This is a genomic window from Nostoc sp. CHAB 5836 (genome assembly GCF_020829445.1).
Lineage (GTDB): Bacteria > Cyanobacteriota > Cyanobacteriia > Cyanobacteriales > Nostocaceae > Nostoc.
In genome coordinates this window covers 18,582-31,788 of sequence record NZ_JAIVFV010000074.1, presented here as the reverse complement: position 1 = coordinate 31,788, position 13,207 = coordinate 18,582, and the positions used below count along the sequence as shown (strand labels likewise).

Sequence of the window (13,207 nt, the reverse complement as noted above, 5' to 3'; positions counted from 1 at the left end):
GAGAGAATAACAGATTACGGATAGATGCACTTGTTCCCTTAGTAGGGCTAGAAATTTGAAGCCCATATTTTAGTGATAGGTTAGCTGCTGTACCGAATGAAACTACAAGCATTAAAATTAGCCAAATAATGATGTTCATTTGTGAGTATTTTTCGGGAAAACTAACTATAAATTCATATAGACTTTTTCAGGGGAATAACCACTAAAAGAACACCGATAAAAATAGTGATTACTCCTGCAATTCGAGTTAGTGTAATCACCTCATTAAAAAAGTAGTATGAACCAAAAAGTATACCGACGTAGTTTAAACTAGTCAGGGGATAAGCAACACTCAATTTGACAGATCGTAGAGCTAATATCCAATTTACTACTCCCAAGCAATAAACAGAAATAGATAGTACTAATTGTTGAATAAATATCCAAGTAAATATTCCCTCATTTCTGTGGCTCATGGTATATTTCATCAGCAATTGCCCAGAAATACTAAATAAAATGCTGATAAACAAGATAATATAAGGAATTATTTTAAAATTTGAAATTTGCGGCATAGATTTCATAGGACATTTACCTCATTCAAGATAGTAGGTATGAACTGGAGGGAAAACAGTGCGTTGTTTTAAACGTTTCGGATCTTGATAAGACCTTCTGTGCAATTCGACCTCTACTTCAGTAAATATACAAAAAAATTAGGAAGGCTATCTTGAGGTGACTTAGATCAAAGTGCCGATTGAAACTTATGTCATAGAGTTAGCAATTAAATACTATGCAACTTATTTGATAGTTGCTTGATAATTGCACCTTTGCTACTCTAAAAGTAGAGAACGCTCAATTAGTTTACTACTTTATACTCCCAAGCAAGCCACTTTTTTCCCTTGGCAATTGGCACAATAAAAATTTATTAATTTACTGATATACCATAAAACTTTTCTAGATTCACAGACATATCTTTAACCTCGGCTGGAAACTAAGCCGATTTATAAAAATTTTTACTCAAATTGAGTGCTTATATCTGCTCTTTTTGGACATCGCAACACAAGAATTAACAGAAGTCTGCTTACCAGGGGGAATCATATATAGATGAATCCGTCTACACTAATGCAATTTACAGATTTATGGAGAACATTACTGAATATCAAAATTGAGTTTTTGACAATACTAACAGTTAATATAAACTAGCTTTGGCTGTTTAACTCGGAGTTGACCCTAGTTTTATCGGATTTGAGATATTTTTACATTAAATATCGGTTTACTTGATTGTTTTTAACCACATATAATTTTAAGTAGAGGTTTGGATTTTAAGTTATCGTTACATACAATTACTTACTAGAATACCATGACAAAAGCCTGCTGCAAATTTATCGACACACTTCATCAAAAATTTATTTATTGAAAAAATACTTAAACATAAACTTTATAAAACAGAAATTTTTCTCTAAACAAATTTTTATTTTTGAGAATTATAAATCTGTACAAGTAGCTATTTAGTATCAGACGCTAGAAGTGCAAAGCTAAGACTTTAAGAAAAAACAACAGTGCGAATGATGGTAAAATGTAGCATCACAATACAGACAATACAAAATGTAGTTGGTAACCTATAGTCTGAATTGTTTTTTTCTCGATAAAAATATTTAAATTCTTCTATGCAGAATTTAGTTAAGATTTAATTTAGAGCCTAAGCAGGGCTATTTCATTCTCATCTAGCCCGCCTCAGAATGAATTCTGAGTCTAATAGCGAAAGTAGTCTTTAGACTACTGAGAAAAGGTTATAGTACGTTAAAACGGACTTTAGCTATAAGAGAGGAACTTCAGTTGCGGGTGGTTTATGTCTAGAATGAAATAGCCCTGAGAGGGATCCATAGCCCAAAAATTCTGTTGAATAGCCCGATTTTTACCATAATTTTAAGTACTATTTACTTATTGAAAAGAGCTAAATAGCCTTAACCTCTCACTGATGGTCTCTAGGTTGTTTTCATCTAGCTTCAATTTATTTGGACTCATTTTCTTGCAAAAGTCTGTTGCTAATAATCAAGACAATGATTAACAATGCAAACTGAATCTGCCAGGGTGCTAATATTAAACTTAAAATTAAGCTAATAGCGGCGAATACACCTGCAATATATGCAATTTCATCAGTACTATTTTTAAAGAAGTAGCCAGTAACTAATGCCGTACACAATGGTATTAAAAAAAACAAAGGCATTTTCCTAACCTCGGAACTAAAAATTGTAATGTTCCAGGACTTACGCAAAAACTCTCTGCAACTCTTATTTCTTGGCGTACTTGGCGTACTTCTCCCAGGGGGAGACGCACTCGCGTTTGCGGTTCGTTTTTTCATGATTTTGCGTAAGTCCTATGTTCATAAAAAAATTGAAATTCTTGCTGGAATTGTGGTTAATCTTACATTTAATCAAGTTTTCGCCACAATAGTCGCTCGAAATAAATATTATAGAAAATCAAGATTACACAACGTCGTAATATTAGAAGAATTTGGAATAATTATTGTGACAGATGACGCACGCAAAGCTTGGTGAATAGTGTAGGAATCTGATTTTATTCCTGAATCACTTGTAGAGAGGGGGAACAGGGAAAAAGGAATAAAAGTTTACTGAGTTTTTCTCACGCAATCAAGTAAGAGTCCTATATCATGTTCGCTTGATTACTTATTAAACCTGGAAAACCGCACAGGCCAGTTGCTTAAGGGACTGACAAAAAATAAATTATCCAAAATTATTTGTACATTTATAGGGGTGCAAGGCCTTGCGTCTGGATAAGGGTCTAGGATATTACCTTTAGAACTAGCATTTTCATTTTAGACACCTAATGCTGAACATTCCTCAACTACTGGCAACTGAAATAAACCTCAAACCCCATCAGGTGCAAAACGCGCTGGAACTTTTGGCGGAGGGTGCAACAATTCCCTTTATTGCACGTTATCGTAAAGAGCGCACTGATGAGATGAATGAAGTGCAACTACGTGAACTGGCTGATCGATATACTTATTTAACAGAACTAGAAGAACGAAAATCTGTGATTTTAAGTGCGATCGCCCAACAAGGTAAACTTACAGATGAACTCAAAGCTAAAATCTCATCCTGTTTACAAAAAACTGAACTTGAGGATTTATATTTACCCTATCGTCCAAAACGACGCACCCGCGCCACCATCGCCAGAGAAAAAGGACTCGAACCGTTGGCGGAGTTTATCAAGTCGCTAAATGTCAAAAATGCTGCAACGGCTTCCCTGGAGGAAGAGGCGGCTAAGTATATTTCCGAAACCAAGGGAGTAAAAACAGCAGATGAAGCCCTCAAAGGTGCTGCTGACATCTTAGCGGAAGAAGTAGCTGAAAAAGCAGAGTTACGCGCATATATCCGCGATTATCTTTTAGAAGAAGGGGTATTTGTCTCCCGCATCAAAGATGATTATCCCGAAGGTACAACCAAATTTGAGATGTACCGTAACTATCAAATTAGGGTAAAAAATATTGCAGCCCACAATATGCTGGCGTTGTGTCGGGGTGAAACTGAGAAAATATTAAGCTTTGAAATCGCTTTTGATGAGGATACGGTACTTTACTATCTTGAGTCGAAAGAAATTAAAACGAAAGTACGGACAATTCAGGATTTTTATCAGGCAATGTTGAAGGATGCATTCAACCGTTTGATGAAAATCTCTCTCATGGGAGAGGTAATTTCTGAGAAAAAAGTTTATGCAGATATAGAATCAATCAAGACATTTGAAACTAATCTGCGGGAGTTGCTATTGTCTGCACCAGCAGGGATGAAACCAACCTTGGCCATAGACCCTGGATTTAGAACTGGATGTAAAGTAGCAGTCCTCGACCAAACAGGGAAATTTTTGGAATATCAAGCGGTATTTCCCCACCAAGCGGCTGAACAACGACTCAAAGCTGCACAAACTGTCAAAAATCTGATTGAAAAGTACAAAATTGAGTTAATCGCCATCGGTAACGGTACAGCCTCCCGCGAGACAGAGGAATTTGTGACGCAAGTATTGCAAACCATAGAACGCAAACCAGTTAAGGTGATGGTAAATGAGTCTGGTGCATCTATATATTCTGCTAGTATTGTAGCGCTGGAAGAGTTTCCCGATTTAGATGTTACTGTGCGCGGTGCCATTAGCATCGGTCGCCGTTTGCAAGACCCTTTAGCGGAACTGGTGAAAATCGACCCTAAGTCCATCGGTGTGGGACAATATCAGCACGATGTCGATCAGAAGTTGTTGAAAAAGAAATTGGATGACACTGTAGAAAGCTGCGTGAACTACGTCGGCGTAGACTTAAACACCGCCTCCAAAGAACTTCTGACATCCGTCTCTGGGATTACGGCAACAGTAGCCAATAATATTGTCGCCCATCGCAACCAGCATGGAGCCTTTAAAAATCGTCGGCAACTGTTGAAAGTTCCGAAGTTGGGGCCGAAGGCTTTTGAACAAGCAGCAGGTTTTCTGCGGATTCGCGGCGGTGATAACCCTTTGGATAATACAGCAGTGCATCCAGAGAGTTATTCTGTTGTAGAAGCGATCGCATCTGATCTAAATGTGCCATTAAATCAGGTGACACTAATTGCTGAAAAACTCCAAAAGACCAATCTCAAGAAGTACGTTACCGATAGCGTCGGCGAACCCACACTACGAGACATTCTCAGCGAACTAGAAAAACCAGGTAGAGATCCTCGTGCTGAGTTTAAGTATGCCACCTTCAGAGAAGGAATTAAGGAGATCAGGGATTTAAATGTGGGAATGGAACTTGAGGGAATCGTGACGAACGTCGCCAACTTCGGGGCCTTCGTTGATATCGGCGTACATCAAGATGGCTTGGTGCATATATCCCAACTTGCTGATAAATTTGTAGACGATCCGAAAAAAGTTGTCAAAGTTGGACAAGTAGTCAAAGTGCAAGTGTTAGAAATCAACGAGAAACTAAAGCGGATTAGTTTGTCAATGAAAACAGTTAAACAATAATTAGAAGCAGATGGCAGTTTATCAAGTTCGATTCATTAATGCTAGTCTTCGATTAGATTGCACCATTCAAGTGCCAGATGATCAATATATTCTGGATCTGGCAGAAGAAGCTGGTATCCGCTTACCATCTGGGTGCAAACAAGGCGAATGTTCTGCGTGTATTGCTAAACTTATTAGCGGTGAAGTGAATCAAAGTGAGCAAAAATTTCTACGCCCAAGTGAAATACAGGCTGGTTATGTTGTGACTTGTGTAACTTATCCTTTGTCTAATTGCACTTTAGAAACCCATCAAGAACAAGTCTTGTATAAATCAGCCCTTTACTATAAGCCTGAGTCTGGAAAATCGTAACCGTTCACAATTTGATCTAAGTAGGTCGGCGCAATTAAAGCTAACTGGCTAAGGCTGTCATTTGTCATTTGTCCTTCGTCATTTACAAGGGTTTTAAGCCTATTTACGTTTCGTAACATATTTATGTTTTTTCGCGCCAACTTACTTATGATGCCTGCCACTATCTCACAGTGGTCAATATCTTGTACTCTTAGAGGATGTTTGAAAAGTATTTGACTGTGATTTTAGGCACTTGTTGATCCCCCCTAACCCAATACAGTTCAGTTAAGGCTAAAAACTAAATCTGGTGTAGGTTGGGTTGAGGAACGAAACCCAACATTATCGAGACTTTGTTGGGTAACGCTTACGCTCAACCCAACCTACTATTCTCTTAACCCAAGCGTATTGCCCCCTAACCCCCCGATAAATTGGGGGGATCTAAAACGTTTTATTACCGACAAGAGGACTTTTGAAACATCCTCTAATGAAACCCCGACATCTCTACCATCCCCTTCACCCTCTCCGTATGGAAGCGATGTAAAAATCTCTTTTAAATTCACTGCGGAAATCAGTTGACTAATTAACCCTGTTTTGTAACTTTGACAGTAGTATAATAAGGTACAAATGCTAGAACCAATAAGAATCGATATATTTTCTCAATGATAGACCTAACGGTAGAAGCAAATTCTATCTTGCAAGAGAGGTGAAACTTTAGCAGATAGTTGAAGATGATATAAGAAGTTTCAAAGAAAAAACCTCCAGTTATTAGGTAAAAGCCATGTTGACACCATTATTAACCGCCCTAGCTACAGCTTTGAGCCTGTTGATCGTTGATTTAGTTGTTCCAGGCGTTAATATTGCTAATTTTCCCGCAGCTTTGATTGCTGCATTAGTAATTGGTTTAATTAACGGTTCAGTTAAACCAGTTCTATCTGCTCTTTCTCTACCGCTAAACTTTCTATCATTTGGAGCATTTTCGCTCATTGTCAACGGTTTGTGTTTCTGGTTAGCAGCAGTGATAGTTCCTGGGTTCGCAGTTCGCGGAATTATTGGTTTCCTGCTTGGGCCAGTAATTTTAACTTTTGCTAATACCTTCATTAACAACTACTTTGTTGAAAGAAACCTTTTAACCAGCAGTGGTGATGTAAAAAGCCAAAACGAATTACCTTCTAGATAAATATTAGAGGTAGTAGAAGTATTAGTTTTATCACATCTCTACTCCAAATAAAATATCCGAAGGTGTATTTCCGAATTTGGCATCTTCAAATGGACTTAATTAAACAAAACCACAGAGTTGTAAAATCATGAAACTAGTTCGTTTTCTTCTAGGTTTGTTAGTGCCTCCTTTAGGCGTTTTTTTGACAGTTGGAGTTGGCCCAACTTTCTTTATTAACATTTTGCTTACAGTACTAGGTTGGCTTCCCGGTAGTATTCATGCAATTTGGGTCATTGCCAAACATGAGGAACAACTTAATGAGCAAGGGCGTATTTACTAATAGGCAAGGATAATTTTAAAGACTTCTAATTAAGTAGGGTGCGTTAGGTGAAACACCGTAACGCACCACTTTTTATGTATGCAATCTGCCGTTGTGTTAGAGGATGTTTGAAAAGTCGCAAAGTATACTACGAACCCCGCTTCCATTCCTCTCCCGTTGGCGTCAGCCTGTCGTCAGACAAGGGTCGAGAGGCTTTGAAACCCCCCTTCCCTTGCAGGGAAGGGGGGCTAGGGGGGTTAGGTTTTGGAGCTTTTGATGTTAGCAATAATACTTTTCAAACAACCTCTTAGGCGCATATTTCAATATGATTTGTCAAGAAAAATATTTCTAGAAAGCACCTAATGCACCGTTATACAAGATGGTGCGTTATGGCTTTAGCCGTAACGCACCCTACTTAAAATCTACTGAGCTAAATCAAAAAACGTCAAAACAGTCTATTTATGAATCGTCTCCCGCTCTTTAGCAGCAGGTTCCTTATCTTTGAATAAGTCAGCTGCTGTTAAGAGTAACTCCCTCAATGTTTGTTTGATTTGGCGCTCTTTTCTCGCTAGAGATGTACCAGCTTCACCCAGTTTATCTTCTAGTTGCGATCGCTTCTGTTCTACCTGCACAGCCATAGACTCTGCTTGGGGACGAGCTTTATCGTACCAGTGTTTAGCCTCGTCTAGATAATCTTGAACTTCCATATTACGTCCGCCATAGCGTGCAGCTAAATTAGCTCGGACAATGGCTAACTGCGCTTGTAGTTGCGCGTAACGTTTCTTTAACAATCCTACTTCTTCACTATCTTTTATGGCGTTGACAGCAGAATCAATGGCAGTTTTAGTACTAGCAGATTTTTCCTTACCCGTCTCTTCAATCTCTGCCAAAATTACGTCAACCTCTTGCTGGAGTTGTTCTTCTTCACCATCTAGTTGAGCCTGTAGCCGCTTGATATCTGTCTGAGTTTTAGCAATTGCTTCGTGTCTTTGACTATTAATTCCTTCCAGCGCTCCTTCAATGGAAGCTGTCACTTCATCTTTGAGTTCGCTACCCTTTTCTTGAAAGTTTTCAATTACAACAGAAACTGCATCTCTAACAATGCTACGAAGTTCACTAGAACCTTGTTTAAACTCAGAAGCTACTTGAGAAACTGCGGATTTTACAATTTCTCGAATCCGCTCAGTTCTTAATTGTCCAGTTTCTTTCGCTTGTTGCAAGTCGGCTTGAATTTGTTGTTTGATATTGTTAGGCATTTTCAACTCGTAGAATTTAACTAATTGGGATAAAATTTTCTAGAAATGTTCCTACACCCACATTATGGCGTAGGCTGATTGGGGTAGGCACTTCCTTTAGATAGAAAATTCCAGTCTGAAAGAGGTGATGTGTATGATATTGCCCATTTATGAGATGATGAATATTTAGCGGTACTAATTGGGAATGAAATATGTGGCGAGTAAATATTACTTGTTCGAGTGATGCTTGGAAGCTTTACGGTACTGATTTTAAAGCGATCGCCCAGAAATATCAAGGTGAATTGATTGGTTCCAAAAAAATGCCAGATGGTACACGCATCATGTCGTATAAAATTGAGGATGTTAGCGATGCAGAAGCATTTCAAGAAGATTGTGCAAATTTTGCTGGATTTACAACGGATTTTGAATCCTTGTAGTATTGGTTCTGACACTAATCTCTGCAACCAGTATGTCCAAATCGGGAGAAGTTAAGTGAAAAAATTACTGACATTAGTATTCCTAACGTTTTTCTTATTAATCAGTACTTTTACTTTGCCTGCTAGTGCAGCAGACACAGTTAACGGCGAACAAATATTTAGTATTCATTGTGCTGGTTGTCATATTAACGGCAGCAACATAATTCGGCGAGGTAAAAATCTCAAAAAACAAGCGCTAAAAAAGTATGGTATGGATTCAATAGAGGCAGTTACATCTATAGTTACCAATGGTAAAAATAATATGTCAGCCTATAAAGAACGCCTGACTGAACAGCAAATTCAAGAAGTTACTGCTTATGTTCTCGAAGAAGCTGAAAAAGGCTGGCGTTAGAAAGTTATGAGTTAGGAGTTAAGACTTTAGTAGTGATTAACTCTAGCATTCATAAATCATTCATCATAAAATTAACAAGGCTGTAAAAAACCCCTTGTCAACTCACTAATTATTCATTCTTCTCACTCCTAAACTTGAAAATGAACTTACCCGCAGCTAGCCGTCTCCAATTCACTCCTGATTTAAACATCTGCCGCATCTTAAATGGGATGTGGCAAGTCTCCGGCGCACACGGACGCATTAATCCCAATGCTGCAATTGAGACTATGTTCAAATATTTAGATGCAGGCTTTACCACTTGGGATTTAGCAGACCATTATGGCCCCGCAGAAGACTTTATTGGTGAGTTTCGCTGTCAACTAATTGATACTCGTGGGAAAGATGCTTTATCTCAGGTACAAGCCTTTACAAAATGGGTGCCTCGTCCAGGCAAAATGACGAAAAAACTGGTTGAGGAAAATATTGATATTTCCCTGAGAAGGATGAATGTACAATCGTTAGATTTGATGCAATTCCACTGGTGGGAATATCAAGATAAAAATTACCTGGATGCCCTCAAATATATGGCAGAACTCCAAACTGAAGGTAAAATTAAGCATCTAGGTTTAACTAATTTTGACACGGAACACTTGAAGATTATTACCGAAGCAGGGATCAAAATTGTTTCTAACCAAGTACAATTTTCCCTTGTTGACCGGCGTCCCGAAGTTAATATGGTGCAGTTTTGTCAACAGCATGACATAAAGCTTTTTACTTACGGTACACTGTGCGGCGGTTTGTTATCAGAAAACTATTTGGGTAAACCGGAACCGCGAGGATTTGATCTGTCCACTGCTAGTTTGAAAAAATATAAAAATATGATCGATGCTTGGGGTGGTTGGCAATTATTTCAAGAGTTGCTGGCTATCCTGAAGGAAATTGCTAATAAGCATGGCGTAAGCATTTCCAACGTAGCAGTGTGTTACATTTTAGATCAGCCAACTGTGGGCGGTGTGATAGTTGGTGCCAAACTTGGTGTATCTGAACATATAGAAGATAACGCCAAAGTATTTGGTTTTAGTTTAGATGCTGACGATCGCGATCGCATCAATGCAGTATCTCGCCAATCACGCGATTTATACCAGCTGATCGGCGACTGTGGCGACGAATATCGGCGATAACTATTAAGGCTTGAGGAACAGTGTCAGCGCCTCATCTGTCCTATCCTGGAGATGGGTAAATAGTGTTGTGGGTGAGACTGTGTTTTTCAGCGTTGTGATACCGACTTATAATCGCCAACCGATTTTAGAAAAGTGCCTTTGCGCCTTAGAGGTACAGAATTTGAGTAAACCAAGTTCGGTGACTGATTACGAGATTGTTTTGGTGGATGATGGTTCTACTGATGGCACATTGGAGTGGTTAGCAGCGCACAAAGACGAGTTTCCCCATGTGCGATGGTTTCAGCAAGACCACGCTGGCCCAGCTGCAGCTCGGAATTTGGGCGTAGAAGAGGCGCTAGGAGATAGGATTATCTTTATTGATAGCGATTTAGTGGTGCTGGATAATTTCTTGCAAGCTCATGCTAACGCACTAGTGCAGGGACAGGAGAAATTGGGGAGCGATCGCTTTTTCACTTACGGCGCAGTTATTAATACTTGCAATTTCGACAATCCCACTGCTGAACCCTACAAAGTAACAGATTTTTCAGCAGCTTTTTTTGCTACGGGAAATGTCGCAATTCCCAAACACTGGCTAGAAAAAGCGGGACTTTTTGACACCAGCTTTCAACTCTATGGCTGGGAAGATTTAGAATTAGGTGTGCGACTAAAAAAACTAGGTTTGACACTAATTAAATGTCCAGAAGCTGTCGGCTATCACTGGCATCCACCATTTAACTTAGAACAAATTAAAAGCTTAATTGATAAAGAAATCCAACGCGGACGTATGGGAGTTTTATTTTATCAAAAGCATCCCACATGGGAAGTGCGAATGATGATTCAAATGACTTGGCTGCATCGCTTACTTTGGGGAATTATTTCACTCAATGGCGCACTTAATGAGCGGACAATGGCTCCTTTATTGCAATGGCTAATTAACTTAGGTAAACCTCAATTGGCTTTAGAAATTGCCCGAATTTTTCTCAACTGGTACAATGTGAAGGGTGTTTATGAAGCCTATGCTCGAATGCAAAAAATATCTTAAAAGTCACACATTTGGGATTTTATACCAATTTAATATGAAGCTGCATAATAAAGAACCCCACCCTAACCCTCCCCGAAATCGGGGAGGGAACTGGATTTTCCCCCTCCGCTCTTCGTTCGGGGACTAAGAGGGTGTTTTAAAAGTCCTCTGGTCGGTAGCAAAACGTTTTAGATCCCCCTAAATCCACACCACTTGCTTCACTTGGGGAGACCCCAAGACCGCAGTGGCTCCCCGATCAATTGGGGGGCTTTATTGGGTACAAAAACAATTCTCAATGAGTTTATTGCTTTTTTAGATTTGAAGGCACTAATTGAAACTGATAAAATTTACTAATGCGCAGTCTGGAGCAAATTGATAGTAATACTTAAATTATGAATCAGTATCGTTTCAAACAGTCCTTCTCTGCTGATCCCAGCTTAAGCCATAAGCTTTTTGACTTGATGGAAGTCACATTTCCCGGACTCAGCAGTTTAGCAGAATGTGCAAGAAAACTAGGTGCATCCTGGGAAACAGCTTCAACTCCGTTTATCCGTTTTCATGATGATGTAGCTATTACCCACGTGGGAGTGTTAGAAATTCCCATGCAAATTATGGGACAAAAGCTCACTGTCGGAGGAATTCATGGAGTAGCTACCCGTGCAGAATTTCGCCGGAGAGGGTATTACCGTGAAGTGATGGAAGAAGTGCTGGAATATTGCGATCGCCTTTACGAAACCCTAGTACTGACGACACCACAACCGGAGTTTTACTTACCTTTTGGCTTTCGTGTAATCGAAGAACACATCTTCAAAGTTAAATGTGACTCCACAAGTAGCACTGATAGCTTCCGAATACTGGATTTTACAGATACCAAAGATTACACATTGTTACACAGACTTTTGGAAACACGCGCCCCTGTCTCTAATATAGTTGGCGTAGTCAAGGAAAAACCTGTGTTCTGTGTCAATGAAGGAAGTCGTCTCTTATACTATGCAGAAGATTTAGATTTAATCGCCTGCATGGAGATAGAAGATAACCGACTTCATCTTTTCGATTTAGTTACAACGCAGATATGCCCTTTGAAGAATATTCTTGCTAAGATACCTCAATCCATTGAAGAAGTGGTGATTTACTTTAGTCCAGAACTTCTCCATGTCCAAGATGTGCAAGCATTCGCCCATAGATTTGACCAAACTGTACTGATGGTTCGTGGTAAATTTGCAGCAGAGGGCGAGAAATTTATGCTGCCACGTTCTGCAAGGTGTTGAGTTCCTGAAAAACTATTGAATCATAATAGAACTGAGAGTTTCATCATCAGGACTACCTTAAGATGTATCAAACTGACCCACCGCGATCGCCAAAAGATATATTGCCGACCATGTATGATCTTCCTAGTGAAGATTCTGAGGATCCTGGTTTGCCCGATCAGTTTCATTTATTGCAACCTCGTCTGTTAGACGAAACCTTTCGTCCACCAAATTATCCTAGGGACGAGATATTTGTTGCTAGCGATCTGAATCTTTATTATGACCCGCGCTATCCACTGTGGTACAAGCGACCAGATTGGTTTGCTGTTTTAGGTGTTTCCCGTCTCTATGAACAACGAGATTTACGCTTAAGTTATGTCGTTTGGCAAGAGGGAGTTGATCCTTTTATTGTGGTAGAGTTGCTGTCTCCAGGTACTGAAAAGGAAGATTTAGGGCAAACATTGCGAGATATCAAGCAACCACCAGGAAAATGGGAAGTATATGAGCGGATTCTCCGTGTTCCTTATTATGCAGTATTTGATCGGTACAAATATAAATTAAGGATATTTAAGTTAGATGGCGGTCGTTATGCTGAGATAGCAGTGTCAGAGTCACGCTTCTGGATCCCAGAACTAGAATTAGGTTTGGGTGTGTGGCAGGGACGCTATCAAGATGTAGAACAGCCCTGGTTACGCTGGTATGATTGGACAGGCTGCTGGGTGTTGACTTCTACAGAACAAGAAAAACAACGGGCTGAACAAGAAAGCCAACGGGCTGAACAAGAAAGCCAACGGGCTGAACAAGAAAAACAACGGGCTGAACGGTTAATTGCACAATTGCGATCGCTCGGCGTTGAACCCGATGTAGATTAGCTTTTTGCCTTATAGCCCAATACGCTTGGGTTAAGGCTAAAACTCTGTTACAAAGTCAATTTTTTTTACGAACCACAGAGGC

General features: G+C 39.6%; 14 protein-coding genes. 11 read left to right on the top strand and 3 right to left on the bottom strand.

The features are described 5' to 3' along the window. Positions 1–173: 173 nt before the first annotated feature. On the bottom strand, positions 174–548 hold the full coding sequence (locus LC605_RS16530) for an EamA family transporter (RefSeq protein WP_369010357.1): 375 nt from the start codon (positions 546–548) through the stop codon (positions 174–176). Positions 549–1,984: 1,436 nt separating this feature from the next. Beyond that, positions 1,985–2,200, bottom strand: coding sequence for a hypothetical protein (locus tag LC605_RS16525; RefSeq protein ID WP_229548606.1), 216 nt, complete (start codon positions 2,198–2,200; stop codon positions 1,985–1,987). 28 nt (positions 2,201–2,228) lie between these two features. Between LC605_RS16525 and LC605_RS16520 the strand changes: the two genes are divergently transcribed. The 5 genes from LC605_RS16520 to LC605_RS16500 all read left to right on the top strand — a co-directional run bounded on the left by LC605_RS16520 (position 2,229) and on the right by LC605_RS16500 (position 6,804). After that, positions 2,229–2,531, top strand: coding sequence for a hypothetical protein (locus LC605_RS16520; RefSeq protein ID WP_229548605.1), 303 nt, complete (start codon positions 2,229–2,231; stop codon positions 2,529–2,531). Positions 2,532–2,820: 289 nt separating this feature from the next. Then, positions 2,821–4,980 carry a Tex family protein gene (locus LC605_RS16515; protein WP_229548604.1) on the top strand — a complete coding sequence of 720 codons (2,160 nt, stop codon included), beginning with the start codon at positions 2,821–2,823 and terminating at the stop codon, positions 4,978–4,980. 10 nt (positions 4,981–4,990) lie between these two features. Then, positions 4,991–5,329, top strand: a complete 339-nt coding sequence (locus tag LC605_RS16510) for a 2Fe-2S iron-sulfur cluster-binding protein (RefSeq protein ID WP_229548603.1) — start codon at positions 4,991–4,993, stop codon at positions 5,327–5,329. Positions 5,330–6,086: 757 nt separating this feature from the next. Continuing rightward, a complete protein-coding gene (locus LC605_RS16505) occupies positions 6,087–6,485 on the top strand; it encodes a phage holin family protein (RefSeq protein ID WP_229548602.1) in 399 nt (132 codons plus the stop codon). A gap of 127 nt (positions 6,486–6,612) precedes the next feature. Further along, complete coding sequence (locus LC605_RS16500) at positions 6,613–6,804, top strand: YqaE/Pmp3 family membrane protein (RefSeq protein ID WP_229548601.1); 192 nt, start codon at positions 6,613–6,615, stop codon at positions 6,802–6,804. A gap of 434 nt (positions 6,805–7,238) precedes the next feature. Here the strand turns inward: LC605_RS16500 and LC605_RS16495 are convergent, their stop codons facing one another. Next, positions 7,239–8,039: a histidine kinase gene (locus LC605_RS16495; protein ID WP_229548600.1), complete on the bottom strand. Its 801-nt coding sequence runs from the start codon at positions 8,037–8,039 to the stop codon at positions 7,239–7,241. Positions 8,040–8,230: 191 nt separating this feature from the next. Between LC605_RS16495 and LC605_RS16490 the strand changes: the two genes are divergently transcribed. The 6 genes from LC605_RS16490 (at position 8,231) to LC605_RS16465 (ending at position 13,125) form a co-directional block, all read left to right on the top strand. After that, positions 8,231–8,455 (top strand): hypothetical protein, encoded by a 225-nt coding sequence (locus tag LC605_RS16490; protein ID WP_229548599.1) that lies wholly within the window; start codon positions 8,231–8,233, stop codon positions 8,453–8,455. A gap of 55 nt (positions 8,456–8,510) precedes the next feature. Next, on the top strand, positions 8,511–8,846 hold the full coding sequence (gene petJ / locus LC605_RS16485; RefSeq protein ID WP_229548598.1) for a cytochrome c6 PetJ: 336 nt from the start codon (positions 8,511–8,513) through the stop codon (positions 8,844–8,846). A gap of 140 nt (positions 8,847–8,986) precedes the next feature. Continuing rightward, entirely contained in the window at positions 8,987–10,006 is a 1,020-nt protein-coding gene (locus tag LC605_RS16480; RefSeq protein ID WP_229548597.1) for an aldo/keto reductase, read from the top strand. A gap of 79 nt (positions 10,007–10,085) precedes the next feature. Beyond that, positions 10,086–11,027: a glycosyltransferase gene (locus LC605_RS16475; protein ID WP_229548609.1), complete on the top strand. Its 942-nt coding sequence runs from the start codon at positions 10,086–10,088 to the stop codon at positions 11,025–11,027. 371 nt (positions 11,028–11,398) lie between these two features. Next, complete coding sequence (locus tag LC605_RS16470; RefSeq protein WP_229548596.1) at positions 11,399–12,274, top strand: GNAT family N-acetyltransferase; 876 nt, start codon at positions 11,399–11,401, stop codon at positions 12,272–12,274. Between the two features lie 62 nt (positions 12,275–12,336). Beyond that, a complete protein-coding gene (locus LC605_RS16465; protein ID WP_229548595.1) occupies positions 12,337–13,125 on the top strand; it encodes a Uma2 family endonuclease in 789 nt (262 codons plus the stop codon). The last annotated feature ends 82 nt before the right edge of the window (positions 13,126–13,207 follow it).

What these genes read in the sequence shown, in the direction of transcription:
- LC605_RS16530 (WP_369010357.1), bottom strand. Translation starts at nt 548, where the DNA reads ATGCCGCAAATTTCAAATTTTAAAATAATTCCTTATATTATCTTGTTT.
- LC605_RS16525 (WP_229548606.1), bottom strand. Translation starts at nt 2,200, where the DNA reads ATGCCTTTGTTTTTTTTAATACCATTGTGTACGGCATTAGTTACTGGC.
- LC605_RS16520 (WP_229548605.1), top strand. Translation starts at nt 2,229, where the DNA reads ATGTTCCAGGACTTACGCAAAAACTCTCTGCAACTCTTATTTCTTGGC.
- LC605_RS16515 (WP_229548604.1), top strand. Translation starts at nt 2,821, where the DNA reads ATGCTGAACATTCCTCAACTACTGGCAACTGAAATAAACCTCAAACCC.
- LC605_RS16510 (WP_229548603.1), top strand. Translation starts at nt 4,991, where the DNA reads ATGGCAGTTTATCAAGTTCGATTCATTAATGCTAGTCTTCGATTAGAT.
- LC605_RS16505 (WP_229548602.1), top strand. Translation starts at nt 6,087, where the DNA reads ATGTTGACACCATTATTAACCGCCCTAGCTACAGCTTTGAGCCTGTTG.
- LC605_RS16500 (WP_229548601.1), top strand. Translation starts at nt 6,613, where the DNA reads ATGAAACTAGTTCGTTTTCTTCTAGGTTTGTTAGTGCCTCCTTTAGGC.
- LC605_RS16495 (WP_229548600.1), bottom strand. Translation starts at nt 8,039, where the DNA reads ATGCCTAACAATATCAAACAACAAATTCAAGCCGACTTGCAACAAGCG.
- LC605_RS16490 (WP_229548599.1), top strand. Translation starts at nt 8,231, where the DNA reads ATGTGGCGAGTAAATATTACTTGTTCGAGTGATGCTTGGAAGCTTTAC.
- LC605_RS16480 (WP_229548597.1), top strand. Translation starts at nt 8,987, where the DNA reads ATGAACTTACCCGCAGCTAGCCGTCTCCAATTCACTCCTGATTTAAAC.
- LC605_RS16470 (WP_229548596.1), top strand. Translation starts at nt 11,399, where the DNA reads ATGAATCAGTATCGTTTCAAACAGTCCTTCTCTGCTGATCCCAGCTTA.
- LC605_RS16465 (WP_229548595.1), top strand. Translation starts at nt 12,337, where the DNA reads ATGTATCAAACTGACCCACCGCGATCGCCAAAAGATATATTGCCGACC.